The sequence below is a fragment of the Plantactinospora endophytica genome (assembly GCF_016862915.1).
GTDB lineage: Bacteria > Actinomycetota > Actinomycetes > Mycobacteriales > Micromonosporaceae > Plantactinospora > Plantactinospora endophytica.
On record NZ_BONW01000002.1, the window covers coordinates 177,334 to 201,256 of the forward strand.

Consider the following 23,923-nt stretch of genomic DNA (forward strand, 5'->3'; position numbering starts at 1 on the left):
TATTTCCTTCAACCGATCATCGCCGATCCGTCCTGCGGGAACGAGACCAGGAGGAATTCCTATGCGACCCAGACTCGCGGTGGCCGCGACGAGCGCCGCGCTCGTGCTCGCGTCCAGTGCGCTGGCCGCCTGCTCGGAGAACACCGGCGAGAACGGTGATTCCGACAACGGCGGCGGCAAGCAGTTCACCAGCTCGATCGCGACCGACCCGAAGGACTCGCAGGGGCCGGCGGCCGAGGTGCCCGGGGCGAAGCCCGGCGGCGCGCTGAAGCTCATCCAGGAGCAGGACTTCGAACACCTGGATCCGCAGCGGACGTACACCTTCTTCGGGATGTCGATCCAGCAGATGTTCGTCCGGACGCTGACCGTCTTCAAGGAGGACGGCAACGGCAACGTGCTGCTGGTCGGCGACCTGGCCACCGACCCGGGCAAGGACGTGAACAAGGACTGCAAGACCTGGGAGTACACCCTCAAGGAGGGGGTGAAGTTCGAGGACGGTACGCCGATCAAGGCCGCCGACGTGGCGTACGGGATCGCCCGCTCCTTCGAGGAGACCATCGACGGCGGCCCGACGTACGTCCAGGAGTGGCTGGCGGACAACGCGGAGTACAACGCGACCTACAAGGGGCCGTACACCTCGGGCAGCGACACCGTCCCCGGGCTGACCGTCAAGGACGACCGGACGCTGGTCTTCACCTTCGCCAAGCCGCACTGCGACCTGCCGTTCGCGCTGTCGCTGCCGACCTCGGTACCGGTGCCGAAGGCCCAGGACACCAAGACCGAGTACGACCGCCGGGTGGTCTCCTCCGGGCCGTACAAGATCAAGGAGTACGTCAAGGACACCCGGTTCGTGTTGGAGCGCAACCCGAACTGGGACCCGAAGACCGACCCGCTGCGGCACGCGTACCCGGAGACCATCGAGGTCGAAATCGGCCCCAACGACACCGCCGCCACCGAGCGGGCCCTTGCCGGCCAGGGCGCCGACCAGACCGCGGTGGCCTGGGACGAGGTCCCGCAGGCACTGGTCAACCAGGTGCTCGGCGACTCCTCGCTCGGTGAGCGGGTGGTGCGCAAGCCCTCCCCGTCGGTCTGGTACCTGAGCATCAACAACGAGCGGATCAAGGACGTCAAGGTGCGGCAGGCGATCGCGTACGCGATCGACAAGCAGGGCATCCTCGCCACCCAGGGCGGCGACGCCTCCGGCAAGCTGACCCACACCCTGCTTGCCGACACCACGATCGGCCGGACCGCGTACCCGAACCCGTACGACGGCGGGCCGACCGGTAACCCGGAGAAGGCCAAGGAGTTGCTCGGCGGGCAGAAGCCAAAGCTGGTCTTCATGTCCCGGGCCACCGCCTTCGGGCAGCAGACCGCGCCGATCGTCGAGCAGAGCCTGGAGAAGGCGGGCTTCGACGTCACCGTCCAGTACGTCGAGGACCACAACCCGACGGCCAGGACCCGGGGCAACCCGTACGACATCTACCTGTCGAACTGGGCGGCGGACTGGCCGAGCGCGGTGTCGACCATCCCGGTGCTCTGGGACGGCCGCAAGCTCGGCCCGCAGGGCAACTCGAACGTGTCGTACTTCAACGCCGACGACGTGAACGCCGAAATCGACCGGGTGAGCAACCTGCCGGCCGGCGAGGCGGGTCCGGAGTGGGCCAAGATCGATCAGACGATCATGGAGAAGTACGTCCCGGTCGTGCCGATCTACCAGGACAACACGTTCCTGGTCACCGGTGCCAAGGTCGGTGGCCTGATCGTTTCCGAGCAGTTCGGCGTACCGGTCTTCTACAACAGCCACATCAAGCAGTAGTCGCCGGAACGCCTCGGGCCCCCGCCGGAACGGTCGTACCCGTTCCGCCGGGGGCCCGGCCACGTCTCAGGCGAGGAACAGCTCCTCAGGCGAGGAACAGCTTCTTAGGCGGGAAACAGCTCCTCGGGCGTCGGTCAGCGCCAGCCGTAGCCGGCGCGGAGCGCGCGGCCGATCCGGTCGAAGCGGGCCCGGTCGAGTACCGCGCCCTCCCGCCGGATGCTGTCCTCGCGCATCGTGAGCACCCGGTCGAGGCGGATCCAGCTCGGCCGGTTGTCCCGGTCCCACTCGCCGGGGCCGAGGGCGAGCCAGTGCCGCTGACCGTCCCGGTCGCTCTTGCTGGAGAGCATCAGCCCGAACAGGGTCCGGCTGACCCGCCCGACCACGAGTACGGGGCGGTCCTTGCCCTGGCGCGGGTCGTCCTCGTACGCCACCCAGGTCCAGACGATCTCGCCCGGATCGGCCTGTCCGTCCAGCTCGGGGGCGTAGAGCAGCTCTCGACGCTGCAACGCGGCGACCTGGCGGCGCCGCGCGAGTTGGGCCGGGATCTGGCCAGGAGTGGGAGCGGGACTACGCCTGGTGATCCGGCTGACCGTCGCCCTGACACCCTTCAAGAGATTTGCCACGGCGGAACCCTACTCCTCGGCAGTGCTCGTCAGCAGTGCTCGTCAGGCTGGCGTCCAGTTGGGGTCGCGACCGGCGAAGCCGAGGGCGCGGTCGAACGGCGGCGCGTCCGCCGGCACCGGCACCACCGGGCCGAACAGCCCCTCGCGGCCGGCGGCCTGCTCGGGCCGGGCCGACTCGGTGGTGAACGCCAGCACCGCCTCGGTGCTGGCCGGATCGCAGTGGAACTGCTGCCCGGTCGCCTTGGCCAGATCCCAGCCGTGCAGCACCAGCTCGTCGAGCGCGACCATGCCCATCACCTCGGCCGGCTGCGTCACTCCACCCGCCATGGTCATCCCGGTCCAGGCGTCCGGTTTCCGCCACGCCTCGACCAGCTCGTCGAGCCGGGCCGGCAGCAGGGTGCGCCACTGTGGATCGAGGTTGTCGGCGCTGGCGGGTGGTGGCGGCGCCGAGGCGCCGGGCACGTCCTCGGCAGACTTCCGGGCGGCCCAGGTGAAGGCCAGGGCCAGGCCCGTCAGGTGGTCCAGCAGATCCGCCACCGAGGTGTCCGTGCTCGGCGTCGGGGCGGTGAGCTGGTCGTCGGTAATGCCGCCGACCAGCCGGATCACCTCCTGCGCGGCAGGTTCCAGGTCGAGCATCTGCGACTCCCTTCGAGCACCCGGTGCGGGGGCAGGTCCGATTCGGGAGGTTACCCAGCCCCACCGACATTCCCGGGCCACGGCGGGCCGGCGCAGGGGGCGGCAGCGGTGACCCGGTTCAGCCGATCCGCAGCACCAGGCCGCGCAGCCAGACCGACCATCGGGCACTGTCGTGCACCCGTTCCGGGACGAGGTAGCGCTCGTGGTCCACCCGACGGATCACGTCGTCACGTACCGGCAGCAGCACGATCTCGACGCTGAACGGGCGGATCGAACGGCCCAGCGACTGTTCGACCTGGCGCACCACGTTGTTGGTGGCCGCGTTGCCCGGACCGTACCGGTCGAGTCCGTCCCGTTGCCGGGCGGCGTGCCAGTCGCGTGCCTCGGGCCAGCGTTCCGCGACCACCCGGCGCAGCGCCGGCCACGGCGCCAGCCCGAGCGGGTCCGGGGTGTCGTCGGCGGGCTCCAGGTCGGCGCGCGGTCGGGTTCGCTGCCCCGCCGGGTCGACCAGCGACAGCCACCAGCCGAGCCACTCCGTGCCGGGTACGAAGCCGAGGGGTCGGCTCGGTGCCGGCGGCTCGTCGAGGTCGAGTGGACCGGGTACGAGCCGGTGCGCGGGTACCTCGATCCGTTCGCTCGCCCGGATCCACAACGCACAGTCGACCAGGTAGTCCCATCTGCGAACGCCGATCCGCCAGGAGAGCGGGCCCCGCAGTTCCACCGGCGTCTCCTCCCGTCGGCCGCCACTGACCAGCGTAGTGAGCCGAACGGGGGATAGGTGGGGACGAATGGGTGGAGGCCAGCTCCACTGATCGGTGGGACAGTACGGTAGACATCGGACAGAGCGGGGCGTATGGTGCCGGCTGACCTGCCTACTGCTCGGGGTCGTAGCCCAGGTTGGGGCGGAGCCAGCGCTCGACCTCGGCGAGCGGCAGCCCGCGCCGGGCCGCGTAGTCCTCGACCTGGTTCCGACCGAGCCGCCCGACGGTGAAGTACCGCGACGACGGGTGCGCGAAGAGCAGCCCGCTGACGCTGGCGGCCGGAGTCATCGCGTACGACTCGGTCAGGCCCATGCCGAGCGTGTCGGCGTCGAGCAGCTCGAAGAGACGCTGCTTGAGGCTGTGGTCGGGGCTGGCCGGATAGCCGAGGGCGGGGCGGATGCCCCGGAACCGTTCGGCGTGCAGGTCCTCGATCGCCGGGTCGGCATCCGGCTCGTACCAGTCCCGTCGGGCCTGGAGGTGCAGGTATTCGGCGAACGCCTCGGCGAGCCGGTCGGCCAGCGCCTTCACCATGATGGCCCGGTAGTCGTCGTGCCGCGCCTCGAAGCCGGCGGCGAGTTCTTCGGCACCGTGGATCGCCACGGCGAAGCCGCCGAGGTGGTCGTCGGCCGGCGCCACGTAGTCGGCGAGGCAGCGGTTCGGCCGGCCGGCCGGCTTGGTGGTCTGCTGACGCAGCATCGGGAAGGAGGCGGCGGCCTCACCGGTCAGCACGATGTCGTCGCCGTCGGAGTGCGCCGGCCAGAAGCCGTACGAACCGACGGCGGTCAGCGAGCCGTCCGCGATGATCTGGTCGAGCAGCGTGTTGGCGTCGTCGTAGAGTTCCCGGGCCACCGGCTGGTCGAGGATCGCCGGGAACTTCCCCTTCAACTCCCAGGCGAGGAAGAGGAACTGCCAGTCGATCATCTCGCGCAGCGCGGTCAGTTCCGGCCGGACGACGCGTACCCCGGTGAAGGCCGGCACCGGCAGCCCGGCGAAGTCGACCTCTTCCCGGTTGGCCCGAGCCTGCTCGACCGTGAGCAGCGGTACCCGGTCCCGCCCCTCGTGCTGCTCGCGCAGCCGCTGCTGCTCGGCCCGGTTCCGGGTGTCCAGTTCGGCGGCCCGGGTCGGGTTCAGCAGGTCGGAGACGACCCCGACCACCCGGGACGCGTCGAGCACGTGCACGGTGCTGCCGTCGTACGCCGGGGCGATCCGCACCGCCGTGTGCTGGCGGGAGGTGGTGGCCCCGCCGATCAGCAGCGGCAGGTTCATGCCCCGCCGCCGCATCTCGGTGGCGACCGAGACCATCTCGTCCAGCGACGGGGTGATCAGCCCGGAGAGCCCGATCGCGTCGGCGTTCTCGGCGATCGCGGTGTCCAGGATCTTCGCCGCCGGCACCATCACGCCGAGGTCGACCACGTCGTAGTTGTTGCAGCCGAGCACCACGCCGACGATGTTCTTGCCGATGTCGTGCACGTCGCCCTTGACCGTCGCCAGCACCACCTTGCCCTGGCCACGGTTGGTGTCGAGCCGCCCCTCCGCGCGGGCCTGCTCCTTCTCCGCCTCCATGTACGGCTCCAGGTAGGCGACCGAGCGCTTCATCACCCGGGCACTCTTCACCACCTGGGGCAGGAACATCTTGCCGGAGCCGAAGAGGTCGCCGACGATCTTCATGCCGTCCATCAGCGGGCCCTCGATCACGTCGAGCGGCCGGTCCGCCTGCTTGCGTGCCTCCTCGGTGTCGGACTCGATGAAGTCGACGATCCCGTGCACCAGGGCGTACGACAGGCGCTCCTCGACCGGGTTCTCCCGCCAGGAGAGGTCGACGGTGCGCCGGGTGCCGGAGCCGCTGACCGTGGAGGCGAAGGTGACCAGCCGGTCGGTGGCGTCCGGGCGGCGGTCGAAGAGTACGTCCTCGACGAGTTCCAGCAGGTCGGCGGGGATGTCCTGGTAGACGGCGAGCTGACCGGCGTTGACGATGCCCATGTCCAGCCCGGCCCGTACGGCGTGGAACAGGAACGCCGAGTGCATCGCCTCGCGTACGACGTCGTTGCCCCGGAACGAGAACGACAGGTTGGAGATGCCGCCGCTGGTCCTGGCCCCCGGGCAGCGCTCCTTGATCAGCGGGAGCGCGTCGATGAACGCCTTCGCGTACCCGTTGTGCTCGCTGATCCCGGTCGCCACCGCCAACACGTTCGGGTCGAAGACGATGTCGGTGGGCGCGAACCCGGCCTGCTGGGTGAGCAGGTCGTAGGCGCGGGCGCAGATCGACACCTTGCGTTCGGTGGTGTCCGCCTGGCCGGTCTCGTCGAAGGCCATCACCACCACACCGGCGCCGTAGTCCCGGATCCGTCGGGCCTGCGCCAGGAACGCCTCCTCACCCTCCTTGAGGCTGATCGAGTTGACGATCCCCTTGCCCTGTACGCACTTCAGCCCGGCCTCCAGCACGCTCCACCGCGAGCTGTCGATCATGATCGGGATGCGGGCGACCTCGGGCTCGGTCGCGATCAGGTTGAGGAAGGTGGTCATCGCCCGCTCGCTGTCGAGCAGGTCGGCGTCCATGTTCACGTCGAGGATGTTGGCGCCGCCGCGTACCTGCTCAAGCGCCACGTCGACGGCGGCCTGGTGGTCGTCGGCCTCGATCAGCCGGCGGAACCGCGCCGAGCCGGTGACGTTGGTCCGCTCGCCGATCATTACGAAACCGGTGTCGGCGCCGATGGCGAACGGCTCCAGCCCGCTGAACCGGGTCTGCGCCGTCGGTGCCGGCACCGCGCGGGGCGGCTGGCCGGCGACGGCGGCGGCGATCTGCGCGATGTGGTCCGGGCCGGTGCCGCAGCAGCCGCCGACGATGTTGACCATGCCGGCGTCGGCGAACTCGCGGAGCAGCCGGCCGGTCTCCTCGGGCTGCTGGTCGTAGCCGCCGAACGCGTTCGGCAGTCCGGCGTTCGGGTGGCAGGCGACGTAGGTGCCGGCGAGCCGGGCCAGGTCGGCGACGTGCGGGCGCATCTCGGCGGCGCCGAGCGAGCAGTTCACCCCGACCGCCAGCGGCTCGGCGTGCGCGACCGAACTCCAGAACGCCTCGACGGTCTGCCCGGAGAGGGTCCGGCCGCTCAGGTCGACGATGGTCACCGAGATCCACAGCGGCAGGTCGGGCGCGACCTCCCGGGCGGCGGCGATCGCGGCCTTCGCGTTCAGCGTGTCGAAGATCGTCTCGATCAGCAGGATGTCGACGCCGCCCTCGGCCAGCGCCCGGATCTGCTCCGCGTACGACTCCCGGACGGTGTCGAAGGAGACCGTCCGGAACGCCGGGTCGTCGACCCGGGGCGAGAGCGAGAGGGTCACGTTCAGCGGCCCGACCGAGCCGGCGACGAACTTGCCGCCCGCCTCGTCGGCGGCCTGCCGGGCGAGCTGCGCGCCGCGCAGGTTCATCTCCGGGACCAGCGCCTGGAGGCCGTAGTCGGCCTGCGCGATGCCCGTCGCGGTGAAGGTGTTCGTCGAGGTGATGTCCGCGCCGGCCGCCAGGTAGCGCCGGTGTACGTCGAGGATCACGTCCGGCCGGGTCAGGTTGAGCAGGTCCGGGTCGCCGGCCACGTCCTGCGGATGGTCGGCCAGCAGGTCGCCACGGTAGTCGGCGGGGGTCAGGCCGGCGCCCTGGAGCATCGTGCCCCAGGCACCGTCGAGCACCACGATCCGCTCGGCCAGCAGCTCCCGCAGTGCCCGGGTGCGCGCCGCCCGCGTGCCGGTGCCGCTCGAAGCCGTACCCATTGGCCACCTCCGTCGTCGAACGGAGGCGCCCTTGGAAAGATCGAACTCGGGTCGAGCGTGGCGGGCGTCTCTGCCCGTTGCAGCGCCTCTCGACCCGGAGATCGAGACTACCGGAAAGGACCCGAGAAGGCCGAAATCTTCGCGCACTGTGGGACGGTGATCCGGGTCGCCGACCTGCAACGATGATCGACTTCCGGGCTCGGCGGCGAATCGGACCGGCCTGTCCAGCGGCGACGCGTCCTCGGGGTACGAACCGTGTGTTGACCTGAAGCGGCGTTCACGTTGCAGGCTGGTCCCTCCCGACCCGAGGAGTACTCCGTTGACGATCGATCCGAAGGCCCATCTCCGGCTCGCCCGCCCCACCCGTGACCCTGCCGCGATCGAGCGCTTCTACGTCTCCGGGCTTGGCCTGGAGGTGCTGTACCGGGGCGCCGGCAACGCCCCCGGGGAACACGACCTGCTGATGCTGGGCTGGCCCGGAGCGGGCTGGCACCTGGAGATCGTCGGCGGCGCGAACCTCACCGTCCGGCCGTCGCCCACCGCCGAGGACCTGCTGGTGCTCTACCTCTCCGGGCCGGTGGACGACACCCTGGTCGCCCGCCTCGAAGCCGCCGGCGGCCGGCGCGTCTCCCAGGGCCCGTACTGGGACCGCTGGGGTGTCACCGTCGAGGACCCGGACGGCTACCGCCTCGTCCTCTCCACCCGCTCCTGGGGGAACGCCGGCTGAGATGGCCCCGCCCGGCGGTCACGGGTCGGGGGGTAGGCGGGCGGCGCGGGTGTTGAGGTAGCGCTGTTGGGCCAGGCCGGTGGCCTTGCGGGCGGCGCTCGCGTACGCCTGCCGGGCGGCCGGGTGGTCGCCGGCCAGTTCGAGCAGGTGTGCCCGGACGGCGTACGTGCGGTGGTCGTCCGCGATCCGGTCGTCGGTGCCGAGCCGGTCCAGCAGGTCCAGGCCGGCGCGCGGGCCGTGCGCCATCGCCACCGCCACGGCGTGGTTCAGTGCGACCACCGGGTTGGCGGCGCCGCGCAGCAGCACCTCGTAGAGCGCGACGATCTGCGGCCAGTCGGTCTCCTCGGTGCTGGGCGCCTCGTCGTGCAGTGCGGCGATCGCCGCCTGGACCTGGTACGGCCCGGTCGGGCCCTTCGGCAGCGCCTCGCCGACCAGGGCCACCCCCTCGGCGATCTGCGCGGCGTTCCAGCGGCTCCGGTCCTGCTCCGCCATCGGCACCAACTCCCCGTCCGGCCCGGTACGCGCCGGCCGCCGCGCGTCGGTGAGCAGCATCAGGGCCAGCAGCCCGGTCACCTCGGCGTCCTCCGGCAGCAGCCGGTGCAGCAGCCGGGCCAGCCGGATCGCCTCGGCGGAGAGTTCGGTGCGGTAGAGGGTCGGGCCGGACGTGCTGACGTACCCCTCGTTGAAGATCAGGTAGAGCACGTGCAGCACGGCGCCGAGCCGCCCGGCGCGCTCGGCGGACGGCGGCATCCCGAAGGGAACGCCGCTGTCCCTGATCCGCTGCTTGGCCCGGGTGATCCGCCGGGTCATGGTCGCCTCCGGCACCAGGAAGGCCCGGGCGATCTCCGTGGTGGTCAGGCCGCCGACCGCGCGCAGGGTCAGCGCGATCTGCGAGGCCGGCGAGAGCGCGGGGTGGCAGCAGAGGAAGAGCAGGATCAGGGTGTCGTCGGTCTCCGAGGGAGGACGGTCGGCGGCCGGGGCGAGCTGCTGGTCGGCGAGGGTCCAGCGGGCGACCGTGTCCTCCCGGCGGCGCCGGGCCTGCTCGCTGCGGAGCAGGTCGGTCAGCCGGCGCGAGGCGACCGTGATCAACCAGCCGCGCGGGCTGTCCGGTACGCCGTCCACCGGCCAACCCGTGGCGGCGGCGAGCAGTGCCTCCTGCACCGCGTCCTCGGCGGTGTCGAAGTGCCCGTACCGGCGAACGAGCGCGCCGAGGACCTGCGGCGCCAGTTGACGCAGCAGGTCCTCGACCTCGTTGTCCGACACGGGAGCGGCTCGGCTACAGGTCCTCGATGCCCTCGGCGACCGGCCGGATGTCGACGTACCACTCGTTGGTCAGGATCGCGTTCTCCGGATGCGGGGTACGGGCCAGCTTCGCCGCGATCTCGGTGGCCCGGTCGAAGCTGTCGCACTCGACGATCGTGTACCCGGCCAGCACCTCCTGGGTCTCCGGGTACGGCCCGTCGGTCACCACCGGTACGCCGTCGGTGAGGTGGACCCGCCGGGTGTGTACCGGCGCGCTCAGCCCCCGGGCGTCGACGAACTCCCCGGATTCCACCAGTTCGTTGTTCCAGGCGGCCATGAACTCGTGCAGCGCCGCCATGTCCTGCGGCGTCCAGGCCGGCGCGCCCTCGCTGCCCTTGCCGGCCATCGCGTCGTAGTCGCGCTGCGAACCAGCCATCATGATCATGTATTTCACGGGTGACTCCTCTCCGTCGGCACCGGTCGGGTGCCGGTTCGCTGGAGACGTCGGTACCGGCGGACCGTTCCGGACATCGCCCCGGGACCCGGTCCGGACATCGCCCCGGCACCGGTTCGGGCATCGCCCCGGGATCCGGTTCGGCTCCGCTGGTCCGCCGCTCCGCCGTTCAGAGGTACTGGCGGAGGAAGTGGAGTTCGAGGGCGAGCAGCCGCTCGGCGGTGCCACCGGCGGCCATGTGGGTGGCGCCGGTCAGCGGGACCACCGAGTGCGGGCGGCCGGTGGCCAGCAGCGCGGCGGAGAGCCGCAGCGTGTGCGCGGCCACCACGTTGTCGTCGGCCAGCCCGTGCACCAGCAGGATCGGCCGGGCCTCCTCCGGGTCGCGTACCGGCTCGGCGGCGAGTTCCAGCAGCGAGTGGTGGGCGTACACCTCGGGGCTGTCGGCCGGCATCCCGAGATAGCGCTCGGTGTACGCGGTGTCGTACAGCGTCCAGTCGGTGACCGGGGCACCGGCGATGGCACACCGGAACAGGTCGGGCCGGCGCAACACGGCCAGCGCGGCCAGCCAGCCCCCGAACGACCAGCCCCGGATCGCCACCCGACCCAGGTCGAGATCGGGGTGCTTGCCGGCGAGTGCGGTCAGCGCGTCCGCCTGGTCGGCCAGGATCACGTCGGCCAGCCGCCGGTGCACCACCTTCTCGAACGACGGCGCCACCCCGGGGGTACCCCGGTTGTCGATCGTGACCACGGCGTAGCCGGCGTCGGCCCACCACTGCCGTTCCAGCCACGCCGACCGGGCGGCCACCACCTGCTGGACGCCGGGGCCGCCGTAGACGTCGAGCAGCACCGGCAGCCGGCGGCCGGTGACGTGGTTGCCGGGATAGACCACCGCGGCCGGCAGCCGGCGGTCGGTGACCCGTTCCAGCGCCGGCCGGGGCGCGTACGGCGGGGTCGCGGCCAGCGAGCGCAGCGGACCCACCTCCCGGTCGCCCTGCCAGACCGTCCAGGTGCTGCCGGCGGCGTCGAGCGAGCGGGACTGCACCACGAGTACGTCGCCGCCGACCGTCGCGCTGTGCCAGCCCGGGTCGGCGGTCAGCCGCCGGGCGTCGATCCCGCCGGCCCCGATCGCGGTACGCACCCGGAACAGGTGCTGCTGGCTCGGCTCGCCGTCGCTCCCCTCGACCAGCAGGTCGGGGCTGCCGTTGCGGTTCGGCAGCCAGCCGACGACCCGCCGGACGTAGAGGGACGGCGGGGTGAGCAGGGTGCCGTCGGCGAAGAGGCAGCGGGCGTCGTACCCGTCGTGCGCGAGTTCGCCGCCGACGAGTACCCGGCCGTCGGGCAGGTGTCGGGGGGTGCCGGCGACCGGCTCGACCCAGCGCGGGTCGGCGAGTTCGGCGTGCACCTGCGTCTCGCCGGTACGCGGGTCCACCGCCAGCACCAGCCCGTGCTGCTGCAGCCGGCGCAGTACGGTGATCAGCGGCCCGGTCTCGGCCCACTCCACCGACACCAGGTAGGGGTAGGTCTCCCGGTCCCAGTGCACGTCGACCCAACCGCCGTCGAGGTCGAGCAGGTGCAGGCTCACCTCGGCGTTCGGCCCCCCGGAGCGCGGGTAGGCCACCGAGCGCGGCGGGCTGGCCGGGTCACCGGGGTCGTGCAGGTGCCAGCGGGGCAGCCGGGACTCGTCGACCCGGGCGGCGAGGATGGTCCGGCCGTCCGGCGCCCACCAGTAGCCCCGGAACCGGTCGAACTCCTCGGCCGCGACGAACTCGGCGAGTCCCCAGGTGACCCCGGCGTCCTCGCCGGCCAGCAGGGTGTCGGTGCCGTCGGCCTCGACCACCCGCAACTGGCCGACCCGGCCGCCGTTGCCGGCGGCGTCGGTGACGTACCCGAGCCGCTGGCCGGTCGGGTCCGGCCGGGGGTCGACCACCGGGCCGGAGACGGCGACCTCGACCACGTCCCCGTGCACCAGGTCGGCCCGGAACAGCCGGCCGTCGAGCGCGAAGACCGCGACCCGGGCGGCCGGGTCGGTGGCGTACGAGGCGATGCCGGAGGCGCTCAGCCGGAGCCGTTCGCGCAGCGCCTGTTCGGTCGAGTGGGCGGCGGCGGCCGGGCGGGTCTCGGTGGCCGGCGCGGTGCCGGGCAGGGCCGCCGGGCCGCCGGTGTCGGCGTCCGGGTCGGCGGCGGTGGGGTCCGCGTCGACCGCCCGCTCGGCGAGCAGGCCGGCGGGGTCGGCGACCAGTCGTTCGGTGCCGGTGGCGACGTCCAGCAGCCAGAGCGCGTCGACCGGGTCGGTGGGACCGCCGGAGCGGAGGAAGACCACCCGTGAGCCGTCGCCCGCCACCGTCACGGACCGCGGCGCGCCACGGTTGAACCGACGGGTACGGGCGGCCAACTCCGGGTAATTCACACCGTGATCGTAGAGCCGGGCGGTCGGCTATGTGGCCGAGCGGCCATCGCGACCACCGTCCGGTATCGGTAGTGGGCTGCTCACTCTCCGGGTGTGGCGACACGTCCCGAGGTCGGGTGTGCCGGCCCCGGCGCGTAGAGTTGCCCGGGTGACGAACCCGACCGAGGCGGCCGTTCCGGCTGGCTCGCCCGAGCCGTTCGGTCCCGCCGATCCGGCCCGGCGACTGCTGCTGGTGCACGCGCATCCCGACGACGAGGCGATCGGCACCGGCGCCACGATGGCGTACTACGCGGCGGCGGGGGCCGGGGTCACCCTGGTCACCTGCACCCTCGGCGAGGAGGGCGAGATCCACGTACCGGCGCTGGCCGGGCTGGCCGCCACCGAGGCCGACCAACTCGGCGGGTACCGGATCGCGGAGCTGGCCGCCGCGTGCGCCGCCCTCGGGGTACGCGACCACCGGTTCCTCGGCGGCGCCGGGCGCTACCGCGACTCGGGCATGATGGGGCTGGCCACCAACGACCACCCGCGCGCCTTCTGGCAGGCCGATCTGGACGAGGCGGCCGGTTACCTGGTGGAGATCATCCGCGAGGTACGCCCCCAGGTGCTGGTCACCTACGACCCGAACGGCTTCTACGGCCACCCGGACCACATCCAGGCGCACCGGGTGGCGATGCGGGCGGCCGAGCTCGCCGCCGCCGAGGGTTTCGGGCCGGCCAAGGTCTACTGGACGGCGATGCCGAAGAGCGTGCTGGAGGCCGGCCTGGTCGCCTTCGCCGACGCCGGGGACAACCCGTTCGCCGGTACCGAGCGGGCCGACGACCTGCCGTTCGGCACTCCGGACGAGCAGATCGCGGCCCGGATCGACGGCACCGACCAGCACACCGCCAAGGAGGCGGCGATGCGGGCGCACGGCACGCAGATCCCGGACAACTCCTGGCTCTACTCGATCGCCAGCAACTTCGGCGGCGAGTTCATGGGAGTGGAGTTCTACACCCTGGCGGTCGGCACCCGGGGGCCGGGCTCCGGCCCGTACGGCTGGGAGGACGACCTGTTCGCCGGGCTGCCGGTGGCCGACGGGGCCGCCCGGAGCGTGCCCGTACCGGCCGACGCCGGTCGGACCGGAGCCGCCCCGAGCACCCCGCTCCCGACGCCTCCGACCGGTACGCCGGTCGAGGCGGGCGCGCGGTGAGCCTGCCGAGCCCGTCCGTGTCGATCCCGCCGGAGCCCGCGCCGGAGCTGGAACCCGTCGCGCCGCCCGCCGCCCCGTCGGCGCTGCGCGGTGTGGTCGACCTGGCGCTGCGGGTGGTCGGCGGGGTGCTCTCGGTGGTGGCCGCGGCGGTCACCGCCGTGCTGGAGTTGATCCTGTCGATGCTCCGGGTCGGCGGGGTGCTGATCGGGGTGTCGGTGCTGGTCACCGTGCTGGCGAACGTGGCGCTCGGTTGGTTCGCGCCCCGGGTGGTGGGCCGGCGGTGGGCGCTCGCACTGCCTGCCGTGGTGTGGTTCGCGCTGATGGTGGTCGCGGCGGGCGGCACTTCCGAGGGTGACGTGCTGATCGCCGCCAACAACTGGGTCGGACTGGTGATGATTTTCGCTGGCTCGGTGACCTTCGCGGTGATGGGTTTCCGCATGATCATGAATCCGCGCGGCCCGGAACCTCCGGGGCTCCAGCTCTGACACGACGCGGGCTCGCCATCGTCGCCCACCCGGACGACCTGGAGTTCGGCGCGGCGGCGTACTCGCCCCGGTGTCCGTCGCCGCCCGGCTCCGGCCCGCTCGCACCATGGATCCACTCAGCGACGGGTGGTAGAACTCTGTGGCAGGACGCCCCCGGACGGCGGGGGCCCGACGCCAAGAGGACGTGCGATGAAGGAGCGTTGGCTGCCGGTCGGAGTACTCGCGGGTGTGCTGTTCGGGATCAACGTCGTAGCCCGGTTGGTCGCCCGGCTCGGCTTCGGGGACGACACCGAGATGCAGGACCGGATCTCACTGGGCATGTTCGCCGCGATCGGAGTGGTCCTGGCGGTCCTCGCGTTCATCCGCGGGCAGCGCCGTCCGTTGCCCGACTGGGGCGGGGAGATGGCCCTCGCCGTGGTGATCGGAATGGTGCTGACGATCTTCGTCGGGCCGTTCATCAGCGGCAGCCAGCCGTTCGCCTCGGGGGCCGGGGCGTTCTTCTCGCAGATCTGGCTCTACGCCGGCTTCACCCTCGGCGGCGTACTCGTCGGCTATCTGCTGCTGACCGCGTTCGGCCGGGACTACCGGTCGCGGTCGCTCCAGCGGTACGCCGAGGCGAAGCAGGCCAAGCCCCGCCGGGTGGTACGCCGCTGACCGTCCCCGCCAGCCGGCCTCGGGTCACTGCGGGGCGACCCGGGTCTGGTAGGTGTGGTGGGTGGTGAAGCCGAGCCGCCGGTAGAGCGACACGGCACTCTCGTTGTGCTCCTCGACCTGGAGGAACGCCCGGGTCGCGCCGAGCCCGCCGGCCCACTCCGCCAGCGCCCGGATCATCTGCTGGGCCAGCCCCTGCCGGCGGGCCTGCGGCACCACCTCGATCAGGCTCAGCCCCAGCCACCGGCCCTGGCCGGTGACGGTGCCCCGGGCCACCGCGACGAGTTCCCGTTCGGCGCCGGGACGGCCGGCGGGCGGCGCGGCGTACAGGTGGACGAAGCGGACCTGCCGCACGGCGGTGAGGATGTGCCGGGCGGCGGCCGGCAACTCGGCCGGGTCGTCCGCGTCCGGCAGTCCGGGCGGGGCCGGCGACCCGGGGCGGGTGTCCGGGATCGGCGGGCGTCCGGCGGAGCTGTCGGGCGCCGCGTCGAGCCGGGCGTGGTCGCGACTCTGCTTCGCCTTGCGCCGGGCGGCCAGCGCGTACCAGCCGGCTGACGGGGACTCGGCCAGTTCCGGCACCGGCAGGTTCGGCCGGGCCGGGACGGCGTCCAGGATCGTCGCCAGCGGGGCGGTCTGGACGAGTACGAGTGGCCGGGCCGACCAGCCCCGCTCGTCGAGTGCGGCGCCGACCGGTGCGGCCAGCGGCAGCGGCACGTTGACCATGGGTGGCCGGCGCCGCTCGGCGTACCAGTGCACGACCGCGTCGATCGCCTCGTCGAGCGGCCGGTCCGGGTCGCCCACCGGCAGCGCGGTGTTCGCCCGCCCGGACCAGCCCTCGGCGGTACGCAGCAGCCAGTCGCCGAGCCGCTCGCGTACCGGGGCGGGCCACGCCTCGTCCGAGGCGAGTTCGAGTTCGACCACCGCCGTCGCGTTCGGGCGGCGGGCCGGCGGTACCCGCTTGGCCCGGTGCACCTCGCCGAGCGGCACCCGGAGCGGCCCGTTCGCGGTGGCCAGCGTGAGATGGGTCTCGGTCAGGTCGACCAGTTCGCCGAGAGCGTCGCTGAACAGGGTACGTCCGCTCTGATTTCCGACAATCCGGCGAACTACGATCCGGTGTCCCACATCGCGGCGTCCGAGCACGATCGACCCCCTCCCCGGCGACATACTAGGCTCTTACCGTCGCGGTCGATCGCGGCGTGGCTTGCGGAGGAGAAGATCGGTGACCTACATCATCGCCGAGCCGTGCGTGGATGTGCTCGACAAAGCGTGCATCGAGGAGTGCCCGGTCGACTGCATCTACGAAGGCAACCGGATGCTCTACATCCACCCCGACGAGTGTGTCGACTGCGGGGCGTGCGAGCCGGTCTGCCCGGTGGAAGCGATCTTCTACGAAGACGACGTGCCGGAGCAGTGGAAGGACTACACCACCGCGAACTACGAGTTCTTCGAGGACCTCGGTTCGCCGGGTGGGGCTTCCAAGACCGGCAAGATCGAGAAGGACACCCCGTTCGTCGCGGCCCAGCCGCCGCGAGGTGAGCACTGAGCGGCACGACACCGGCTGCCGGCCGGACACCATCCGGCCGTACCGGCAACCTGCCCGACTTCCCGTGGGATCTGCTCCAGCCGGCGAAGGCGCTGGCCGGGCGGCACCCGGACGGGATCGTCGACCTCTCGATCGGCACTCCGGTCGACCCGGTGCCCGGCGCGATCCGGGCCGCCCTGGCGGCGGCCTCGGACGCGCCCGGCTATCCGCTGACCGCCGGCTCCCCGGCACTGCGGGCGGCGCTCACCGAGTGGGTGGCCCGTTACTGCGGGGCCGATCCGGAGACCGTCGGGGTGCTGCCGACCATCGGTTCCAAGGAGCTGGTCGGCTGGCTGCCGACCCTGCTCGGGCTCGGTCCCGGCGACGTGGTGGTGATCCCGCAGGTCTGCTACCCGACCTACGAGGTCGGGGCCCGGCTGGCCGGCGCGGAGGTGGTCCGGGCCGACTCCCTGACCGCGCTCGGCCCCGACCCCCGGGTACGCCTGGTCTGGGTCAACTCGCCGTCCAACCCGACCGGTCGGGTCCTGCCGCCGGAGCACCTGCGCAAGGTGGTCGACTGGGCCCGCGAGCGCGGCGTGCTGGTGGCCAGCGACGAGTGCTACCTCTCGCTGGGCTGGGAGGAGACGCCGACCTCGATCCTCGATCCGGCGGTCTCCGGCGGCGACCACGCCAACCTGCTGGCGGTGCACTCGCTCTCCAAGCGCTCCAACCTGGCGGGTTACCGGGCCGGTTTCGTCGCAGGTGACCGGACGCTGGTCGACGCCCTGCTCGCGGTACGCAAGCACGCCGGGATGATCGTGCCGGCTCCGGTGCAGGCGGCGATGGTGGCGGCGCTCGGCGACGAGGAGCACGTGGCCGAGCAGCGCATCCGATACTCCGCCCGCCGCGAGTTGCTGCGGGACGCGCTGGTCAAGGCCGGCTTCGAGATCGAATACTCCTCGGCCGGGCTCTACCTGTGGGCCACCCGGGGCGAGGACTGCTGGGCCACGGTGGACTGGCTCGCCCAGCGGGGGATCCTGGTCGCGCCCGGCGCCTTCTACGGCCCGACCGGTGACCGGCACGTCCGGGTCGCGCTCACCGCGACCGACGAGCGGGTCGCCGCCGTCGCCGACAGGCTCGCCGCCTGACCGCCTGACCGCCTGACCGCCTGACCGGCTGATCGCTTGATCGCCTGGCCGGCTGGTCGCTTGGCCGGCTGACCGCAGCGCGGCTGGTGGGCTGGCGTCGGTCCGCCGCTATCGGTAGGCCGCCCCCGTACACCGGACCTATCGGGTAGGCCGCCGCGTACACCGGGCCGGAGAGCGCTCTCGGAAATTTCGGCGGCACCGCTTGACGTCGTGGCAACACGCTGGCAACGATGTATGCACATCTTTCGCGCTCCGGCGATCGCCGGTGGCGCGGGCCATAGGGCGTGACACGGCGGACCGCCCGGTCGACGAAGGGACCGGTCCGTGCGTAGGACACCACGATCCTGGCTCGGCGCTGCGCTGAGCATGCTTCTCGTACTCGTCGGGGTGGTGGTCACGCCGCCTGCGGCGAGTGCCGCCCCCGCCTTCACCGTGCTGGTCTTCTCCAAGACCGCAGGCTTCCGGCACGGCTCGATCGGCCCCGGCATCGCGGCCATCCAGCAACTCGGTGCCGCCAACAACTTCGCCGTCGAGGCGACCGAGGACGCCGGAGCGTTCACCGACGCCAACCTGGCCCGGTTCGACGCCGTCGTCTGGCTCTCCACCACCGGGGACGTACTCGACACCGCACAGCAGGGCGCCTTCCAACGGTTCATCCAGGCCGGCGGGGGATACGTCGGGGTGCACGCCGCCTCGGACACCGAGTACGACTGGCCGTGGTACGGCGGGCTGGTCGGGGCGTACTTCGCCTCGCATCCGGCGCCGCAGCCGGCCACCATCAAGGTCGCCGACCGGGTGCACCCGTCCACCCGTTCGCTGCCGCTGCGCTGGAACCGCAGCGACGAGTGGTACAACTTCCGGGCCAACCCGCGCGGCAAGGTGCACGTGCTGGCCACGCTGGACGAGACGACGTACACCGGTGGGGGCAACGGGCACGACCACCCGATCGCCTGGTGCCACAACTACGACGGCGGGCGGTCCTGGTACACCGGCGGCGGGCACACCGACGAGTCGTTCGCCGAGCCGCAGTTCCGGACCCACCTGCTCGGCGGGCTGCGCAGCGCGGCCGGGGCCGAGCCCGGGGTCTGCGGCGGCACCGTGGACAGCAGTTTCCAGCAGGTCACCCTGGCCAAGGGGGTGGCCGAGGTCGGCGAGCCGATGAGCCTGACCGTGCTGCCCGACCGGGGCGTACTGCACACCGCCCGGGACGGCACGATCCGGCACACCGACGCGGTCGGCAACACCAAGATCGCCGCCCGGCTCGCCGTCTACACCGGCGACGAGGAGGGGTTGCAGGGCATCAAGGCCGACCCGAACTTCGCCACCAACCGCTGGGTGTACGCCTTCTACGCGCCACCGCTGAACACCCCCGGCGGCGGCGCCCCGGCCACCGGTACGCCGGCCGACTTCGCCCCGTGGAACGGCGTGAACCGGCTCTCCCGGTTCACCGTACGGGCCGACAACACCATCGACCTGGCCAGCGAGACGCTGGTGCTGGACGTGCCGACCAGTCGCGGGATGTGCTGCCACGTCGGCGGGGACATCGACTTCGACGCCGCCGGCAACCTCTACCTCTCCACCGGCGACGACACCAACCCGTTCGACTCGGCCGGGTTCAGCCCGATCGACGAGCGGGCCGGCCGGAACCCGGCGTTCGACGCCCAGCGGACCTCGGCGAACAGCAACGACCTGCGCGGCAAGGTGCTGCGGATCAGGCCGAGCGCGACCGGCGGCTACACCGTGCCGGCCGGCAACATGTTCGCGCCCGGCACGGCGAACACCCGGCCGGAGATCTACGCGATGGGCTTCCGCAACCCGTTCCGGATGAGCGTGGACAAGGCGACCGGCGCGGTCTACCTCGGCGACTACGGGCCGGACTCCGGCACCGCCGACCCGAACCGGGGACCGGCCGGGCAGGTGGAGTTCGCCCGGATCACCGCGCCCGGGTTCTACGGCTGGCCGTACTGCACGGGGAACAACGACGCGTACAACGAGTTCACCTTTCCGAGCGGGCCGTCGGGGCCGAAGTACAACTGTGCGGGCGGGCCGACCAACGACTCGCCGAACAACACCGGAATCCGTACGCTGCCGCCGGCGATTCCGGCCTGGCTGCCGTACACCGGGTCGCAGCCGGTGGAGTTCCAGGGCGGCGGGCTGTCGCCGATGGCCGGGCCGGTCTACCGGTACAACCCGGCGTCGACCTCCGAGGTGGCCTTCCCGCAGTACTACGACGGCACGTTCTTCGCCGGTGAGTTCGGCCGGCGCTGGATCAAGAACATCGTGCTGGACGAGGCGGGCAAGCCCTTCAAGATCAATCCGTTCCCGTGGACCGGTACCCAGGTGATGGACATGGAGTTCGGCCCGGACGGCGCGCTCTACGTCCTCGACTACGGCACCGGCTTCTTCAACGGCGACGAACACTCGGCGGTCTACCGCATCGAGTACGCCCGCAGTGGTCGCGCCCCGCAGCCGAAGATCGCGGCCAGCCCGACCTCCGGGGTGGCGCCACTGCCCGTCACCTTCTCCTCGGCCGGCACCCTCGACCCGGACGGCGACCCGATCAGCTACGCCTGGGACTTCGACGGCAACGGCAGCACCGACTCCACCGCGCCGAACCCGACCTTCACCTACACCACCAACGGCACCCGGAGCGCCACACTGACCGTCCGGGACTCGACCGGCAAGACCGCCACCGCCAGCGTGGTGATCACGGTCGGCAACACCGCCCCGACCGTCCGGCTGGAGCTGCCGGCCAACGGTCAGACGTTCACCTTCGGCGACACCGTGCCGTACCGGGTGGTGGTCACCGACCCGCAGGACGGCACCATCGACTGCTCGCGGGTCAAGGTCAGCTATCTGCTCGGGCACGACGCGCACGCACACCTGCTGACCAGCGCGCAGGGTTGCACCGGCACGCTGCGTACGCTGGCCGACGGCGAGCACGACGTCTCGGCCAACATCTTCGGCGTCTTCGACGCCGAGTACACCGACAACGGCGGGGGTGGCCAGGCGCCGCTGACCACGCACGCGCAGAGCATCCTGCAACCACGGGTACGCCAGGCCGAGCACTACTCGTCGAGCAGCGGCGTACAGACCAGTGCGCCGGGGCAGGCGCACGGCGGCCGGGCGGTCGGGTACATCGACAACGGGGACTGGATCGCGTTCAGCCCGTACAACCTGACCGGGGTACGGTCGTTCTCGGCCCGGGTCGGCGCGAACGTCGGCGGGCACACCCTGGAGTTCCGGGTCGGCTCGCCCACCGGCCAGTTGATCGGCTCGGCGACCGTGCCGGCGACCGGCGGCTACGGCGAGTTCCGTGCGGTGACCGGTGGCATCACCGCGCCGACCGGAACGCACGAGCTGTACCTGGTGTTCCGGGGCACCGGTGGCGGGCTCTACGACATCGACGAGTTCACCCTGTCCGGCGAGGGCGGCGGGCCGGGGCCGGATCCGGAGCCGACCGGCAACCTGGCGCTGAACCGGCCGACCACCGCGTCGAGCGTGCAGGGCGCCGACGTACCCGCCTCGGCGGCGGTGGACGGCAACCCGGCCACCCGGTGGGGTTCGGCGTTCGCCGACCCGCAGTGGATCACCGTCGACCTCGGGGCGTCGTACCAGCTCAGTCGGGTACGGCTGAACTGGGAGGCGGCGTACGGCAGCGCGTACCAGATCCAGACCTCGGCCGACGGCACCGCCTGGACCACGGTGAAGACGGTGACCGGCGCGGACGGCGGCATCGACGACCACACCGGGCTTACCGGCACCGGCCGGTACGTCCGGATCAACGGCACCGCCCGGGGCACCGGCTTCGGCTACTCGCTCTGGGAGTTCGAGGTCTACGGCACCCCGTCCGGCGGCCCGAGTGGTGGCGGCAACCTGCTGCTGAACAAGCCGGCCACCGCGTCCAGTACGGAGGGTGCCGACGTGCCCGCCTCGGCGGCGGTGGACGGCAACCCGGCGACCCGCTGGTCATCACTGTTCACAGATCCACAGTGGATTCGGGTGGACCTCGGCTCGGCGCAGCCGATCGGTCGGGTCAAGCTGGTCTGGGAGGCGGCGTACGGCAGCGCGTACCAGATCCAGACCTCGGCCGACGGCACCGCCTGGACCACGGTGAAGACGGTGACCGGCGCCGACGGCGGCACCGACGAGCACACCGGGCTCGGCGCGAACGGCCGCTACCTGCGGATCAACGGCACCGCCCGGGGTACCGGCTACGGCTACTCACTCTGGGAACTGGAGGCGTACCAGAGCTGACGATCGGATCATAGTAGCGATTACCGGTGGGTGGCCGGACGTTCGGCCACCCACCGGAACCCGCACTCTCCGGCTCGACCCGGCACGCGGGTGCGGGACGAGACGCCAGCCGCGCGCCGCGTCGCTGCTGCGTACGCTCTGGTGGAGGCCGTACAGGACCTCTGCACCCTCCTGCCCGCTGAGGAAATCGGGCTACATCCTTCGCCTGACGCCGCGTTCTGGCTGGATTCGCTCGGGCGACCTGCGGCGGGTCAACAGCAGGACGAGCCCGCCGGTGACGGTCAGCGCCGTTCCGGCCAGCAGTGGAAGCCAGACCGGGTTGCCGGTGACCGGAAGATCACCCTCGGCGTAGTACCCGAAGACTGTCGAGGCCGACCCCGTGGGTGTGGTGACGAGAAGTTGGGTCTGCCCGGCCGGGCACGGCGGAGCGGTGAAGGTGAGGACGTTTCCGGCCGAGTTGACCTGGACCCTGGCCGGCGGAAGGTCGATGTCGCAGATCCGTACGCTGGTCTGGCCCGGTACGAACCCGACCCCGGTGACCGTGACCGCGAACGCGCCCTGCGTCGAGCCGCTCTCCGGGGCGACCGAGTTGATCCCCACGATCGGCTGAGCCACGGCGGAGAGCGTGGAACTGGTCCGGGCGGTCGCGTCACCGGCCGCCGCGTGCGCCGCCGACGGGCCGAGGCTGGCGAGGCTCGTGAGTGCCAGCGTCAGCAGTGCCGTCGAAGCCGCTCGCCGGAGATGTCCCATGGTCTTCCCCTGTTCGAGTGCAGCCGGAGACCCCTCTGGCCGAGAGGTGCTGACCGGAACAACGAGCCGGTAAAAGGGAAGTCACGGGGCGAATTCGGGCGAATCTCGGCGCGACGGGATGCTGTGGGTGCGTACCAGAGTGCTCAGTGCCAGTTCCGGCGAAGCCAGCGGCGCACCAGCGGCGGCACGATCCAGGAGTAGACGCAGAGCAGCAGCCACAGCAGCCCGAGTACCGCCGAGATCGTGGGCAGACCGGCCGCGCGCAGCCCGAAGACCACGAGGATCACGCCCAGCCAGACCTTCAGCGGGCCGAAGCGCAGCACCGGCCGGATCGGCAGCATCAGCGGATGTCGCGCGATCCTCAGCTCCAGCGCGGACTCGGCGAACGCCTGCTCGGTGGGTCTCGACGCGGCGGCCTGCCGGTAGCCCTCGTACGCCGTGTCGAGTCGGCCACGGGCGGCACTGGTGCCGCCGAGCAGCGCGTGCGCCGCCGGATTTTCCGGGTGGGCGGCGACGAATTCGCGGCTGATCCGCTCGGCAGCGCGATCGTCTCCACGGTTGTAGGCGACCTGGATGCGGGTGGCGTACACGATCGGCGCCTCCGGTTCCACCGCCGCCGCCCGCTCGACGAGCTTCGCCGCCTTGTCCACCTGGCCGTTGGCCGCGCAGACGTCGGCGTAGGTGCAGAGCAGGTCGACGTCGTGCGGTGCCTGCGCCAGTCCGTCGAGCAGTGCCCGCTCGGCGACCTGTGGACGACCCAGCCGATGCTCGGCCCGGCCCAGGTGCCACAGCAGGTCGGGGTGCGGTCCGGCGGCGGCCAGCCCGGCGCTCGCGGCCTCGACGACCTCGGACCAGCGGTCCAGTTGGCCCAGCGCGGCGCAGCGCAGCAGGGTCGCGGGCACCTCGACCGCCTCGTCGGCGGGCAGCCTGGACAACTCCGCCAGGGCCTCCTGCGGCCGGTCCGTCAGCAGCAGTGCCTCGGCCCGGGCCAGGACCGGTGACGGCGCGGTCATCGGACCAGCACCAGGATGAGGACGGCCTCCAGCACACCGAAGCCGATGCCTGCGGCGAAGCCGGGGCCGACCAGGCTGGCGGGCTCGCCACCCCGATACGAGTAGACCCGGAACGGCGCGCGCTGGAAGAACAGCACCGCCAACCAGACGAGCGCGCCGGTGACCATGCCGGCCAGCCGCACCGCGGAGTTGCCGTCGACGGCCGCGCTGACCGCGAGCCGACCGCCGAAACCCACCAGCCCGGCCGCGCCGACGACGAGCAGGCGGTGGCCGGCCAGTCCGAGCCGCCGGCCGTTGAGTACGCCCAGCGTGGCTGCGGCCAGCGGGCCGCCGAAGACGGCTGGGTACAGGATCGACTCCGGCCGCCACGGCGGTCTGCCGGGCGCGGGCCGCTCCTGGATCGTCGGGCTGAACAGCTCGTCCTGCATCGGGTCCCCATCTCTGCCGCTCGACGGCGCCGGCACAGCATAATGACCGTCCTGG

19 protein-coding genes and 1 riboswitch are annotated in these 23,923 nt (G+C 72.1%); of the genes, 8 read left to right on the forward strand and 11 right to left on the reverse strand.

Annotated elements, in window-relative coordinates; all coding sequences use genetic code 11:
- The first annotated feature begins 61 nt into the window (after positions 1 to 61).
- A complete protein-coding gene (locus tag Pen02_RS03740) occupies positions 62 to 1,816 on the forward strand; it encodes an ABC transporter substrate-binding protein (RefSeq protein ID WP_203864486.1) in 1,755 nt (584 codons plus the stop codon).
- 134 nt (positions 1,817 to 1,950) lie between these two features.
- Here Pen02_RS03740 and Pen02_RS03745 read toward each other — a convergent pair whose 3' ends face one another.
- The 4 genes from Pen02_RS03745 to metH form a co-directional block, all read right to left on the reverse strand.
- The gene (locus Pen02_RS03745) at positions 1,951 to 2,439 is read right to left on the reverse strand and encodes a type II toxin-antitoxin system PemK/MazF family toxin (protein WP_203864487.1); all 489 of its coding nucleotides are present in this window, start codon (positions 2,437 to 2,439) and stop codon (positions 1,951 to 1,953) included.
- Positions 2,440 to 2,481: 42 nt separating this feature from the next.
- On the reverse strand, positions 2,482 to 3,075 hold the full coding sequence (locus tag Pen02_RS03750; RefSeq protein ID WP_203864488.1) for a TIGR03086 family metal-binding protein: 594 nt from the start codon (positions 3,073 to 3,075) through the stop codon (positions 2,482 to 2,484).
- Between the two features lie 118 nt (positions 3,076 to 3,193).
- A complete protein-coding gene (locus Pen02_RS03755; RefSeq protein WP_203864489.1) occupies positions 3,194 to 3,796 on the reverse strand; it encodes a hypothetical protein in 603 nt (200 codons plus the stop codon).
- Between the two features lie 151 nt (positions 3,797 to 3,947).
- Positions 3,948 to 7,595 (reverse strand): methionine synthase, encoded by a 3,648-nt coding sequence (gene metH, locus Pen02_RS03760; protein WP_203864490.1) that lies wholly within the window; start codon positions 7,593 to 7,595, stop codon positions 3,948 to 3,950.
- Between the two features lie 16 nt (positions 7,596 to 7,611).
- Positions 7,612 to 7,692: riboswitch (S-adenosyl-L-homocysteine riboswitch) on the reverse strand.
- Positions 7,693 to 7,920: 228 nt separating this feature from the next.
- Here metH and Pen02_RS03765 point away from each other — a divergent pair.
- Complete coding sequence (locus Pen02_RS03765; RefSeq protein WP_203864730.1) at positions 7,921 to 8,322, forward strand: VOC family protein; 402 nt, start codon at positions 7,921 to 7,923, stop codon at positions 8,320 to 8,322.
- A gap of 18 nt (positions 8,323 to 8,340) precedes the next feature.
- Here Pen02_RS03765 and Pen02_RS03770 read toward each other — a convergent pair whose 3' ends face one another.
- The 3 genes from Pen02_RS03770 to Pen02_RS03780 all read right to left on the reverse strand — a co-directional run bounded on the left by Pen02_RS03770 (position 8,341) and on the right by Pen02_RS03780 (position 12,425).
- On the reverse strand, positions 8,341 to 9,585 hold the full coding sequence (locus Pen02_RS03770) for an RNA polymerase sigma factor (protein ID WP_203864491.1): 1,245 nt from the start codon (positions 9,583 to 9,585) through the stop codon (positions 8,341 to 8,343).
- Positions 9,586 to 9,598: 13 nt separating this feature from the next.
- Entirely contained in the window at positions 9,599 to 10,009 is a 411-nt protein-coding gene (locus Pen02_RS03775) for a YciI family protein (protein WP_239140082.1), read from the reverse strand.
- Between the two features lie 178 nt (positions 10,010 to 10,187).
- Positions 10,188 to 12,425 (reverse strand): S9 family peptidase, encoded by a 2,238-nt coding sequence (locus tag Pen02_RS03780; protein ID WP_203864493.1) that lies wholly within the window; start codon positions 12,423 to 12,425, stop codon positions 10,188 to 10,190.
- A gap of 223 nt (positions 12,426 to 12,648) precedes the next feature.
- Here Pen02_RS03780 and mshB point away from each other — a divergent pair, with 223 nt between their 5' ends.
- From mshB to Pen02_RS03795, 3 genes are all read left to right on the forward strand, one after another.
- The gene (gene mshB / locus Pen02_RS03785) at positions 12,649 to 13,614 is read left to right on the forward strand and encodes an N-acetyl-1-D-myo-inositol-2-amino-2-deoxy-alpha-D-glucopyranoside deacetylase (protein WP_239140084.1); all 966 of its coding nucleotides are present in this window, start codon (positions 12,649 to 12,651) and stop codon (positions 13,612 to 13,614) included.
- Between the two features lie 23 nt (positions 13,615 to 13,637).
- A complete protein-coding gene (locus Pen02_RS03790; protein ID WP_372445572.1) occupies positions 13,638 to 14,099 on the forward strand; it encodes a hypothetical protein in 462 nt (153 codons plus the stop codon).
- Between the two features lie 189 nt (positions 14,100 to 14,288).
- Positions 14,289 to 14,753 (forward strand): hypothetical protein, encoded by a 465-nt coding sequence (locus Pen02_RS03795; protein ID WP_203864495.1) that lies wholly within the window; start codon positions 14,289 to 14,291, stop codon positions 14,751 to 14,753.
- A gap of 24 nt (positions 14,754 to 14,777) precedes the next feature.
- On the opposite strand, the gene Pen02_RS03800 is transcribed toward Pen02_RS03795, so the two are convergent.
- A complete protein-coding gene (locus Pen02_RS03800; RefSeq protein WP_203864496.1) occupies positions 14,778 to 15,890 on the reverse strand; it encodes a GNAT family N-acetyltransferase in 1,113 nt (370 codons plus the stop codon).
- 79 nt (positions 15,891 to 15,969) lie between these two features.
- Here Pen02_RS03800 and fdxA point away from each other — a divergent pair, with 79 nt between their 5' ends.
- The 3 genes from fdxA to Pen02_RS03815 all read left to right on the forward strand — a co-directional run bounded on the left by fdxA (position 15,970) and on the right by Pen02_RS03815 (position 21,677).
- Positions 15,970 to 16,293, forward strand: coding sequence for a ferredoxin (fdxA, locus tag Pen02_RS03805; RefSeq protein ID WP_203864497.1), 324 nt, complete (start codon positions 15,970 to 15,972; stop codon positions 16,291 to 16,293).
- Positions 16,290 to 17,420 carry a succinyldiaminopimelate transaminase gene (dapC, locus tag Pen02_RS03810; protein ID WP_372445573.1) on the forward strand — a complete coding sequence of 377 codons (1,131 nt, stop codon included), beginning with the start codon at positions 16,290 to 16,292 and terminating at the stop codon, positions 17,418 to 17,420. Before fdxA ends, dapC begins: the two co-directional genes overlap by 4 nt.
- 324 nt (positions 17,421 to 17,744) lie before the next feature.
- On the forward strand, positions 17,745 to 21,677 hold the full coding sequence (locus Pen02_RS03815; RefSeq protein ID WP_239140025.1) for a ThuA domain-containing protein: 3,933 nt from the start codon (positions 17,745 to 17,747) through the stop codon (positions 21,675 to 21,677).
- A gap of 192 nt (positions 21,678 to 21,869) precedes the next feature.
- On the opposite strand, the gene Pen02_RS03820 is transcribed toward Pen02_RS03815, so the two are convergent.
- The 3 genes from Pen02_RS03820 to Pen02_RS03830 form a co-directional block, all read right to left on the reverse strand.
- Positions 21,870 to 22,427, reverse strand: a complete 558-nt coding sequence (locus tag Pen02_RS03820) for an IPT/TIG domain-containing protein (protein ID WP_203864498.1) — start codon at positions 22,425 to 22,427, stop codon at positions 21,870 to 21,872.
- A gap of 143 nt (positions 22,428 to 22,570) precedes the next feature.
- On the reverse strand, positions 22,571 to 23,440 hold the full coding sequence (locus tag Pen02_RS03825) for a tetratricopeptide repeat protein (protein ID WP_203864499.1): 870 nt from the start codon (positions 23,438 to 23,440) through the stop codon (positions 22,571 to 22,573).
- Positions 23,437 to 23,868, reverse strand: a complete 432-nt coding sequence (locus Pen02_RS03830; protein WP_203864500.1) for a hypothetical protein — start codon at positions 23,866 to 23,868, stop codon at positions 23,437 to 23,439. Before Pen02_RS03830 ends, Pen02_RS03825 begins: the two co-directional genes overlap by 4 nt.
- Positions 23,869 to 23,923 lie beyond the last annotated feature (55 nt).

Excerpts from the sequence above, each read along its gene's own strand:
- Pen02_RS03740 (WP_203864486.1), top strand. The coding sequence starts at position 62 with ATGCGACCCAGACTCGCGGTGGCCGCGACGAGCGCCGCGCTCGTGCTC.
- Pen02_RS03750 (WP_203864488.1), bottom strand. The coding sequence starts at position 3,075 with ATGCTCGACCTGGAACCTGCCGCGCAGGAGGTGATCCGGCTGGTCGGC.
- metH (WP_203864490.1), bottom strand. The coding sequence starts at position 7,595 with ATGGGTACGGCTTCGAGCGGCACCGGCACGCGGGCGGCGCGCACCCGG.
- Pen02_RS03775 (WP_239140082.1), bottom strand. The coding sequence starts at position 10,009 with ATGATCATGATGGCTGGTTCGCAGCGCGACTACGACGCGATGGCCGGC.
- Pen02_RS03795 (WP_203864495.1), top strand. The coding sequence starts at position 14,289 with ATGAAGGAGCGTTGGCTGCCGGTCGGAGTACTCGCGGGTGTGCTGTTC.
- Pen02_RS03820 (WP_203864498.1), bottom strand. The coding sequence starts at position 22,427 with ATGGGACATCTCCGGCGAGCGGCTTCGACGGCACTGCTGACGCTGGCA.
- Pen02_RS03825 (WP_203864499.1), bottom strand. The coding sequence starts at position 23,440 with ATGACCGCGCCGTCACCGGTCCTGGCCCGGGCCGAGGCACTGCTGCTG.
- Pen02_RS03830 (WP_203864500.1), bottom strand. The coding sequence starts at position 23,868 with ATGCAGGACGAGCTGTTCAGCCCGACGATCCAGGAGCGGCCCGCGCCC.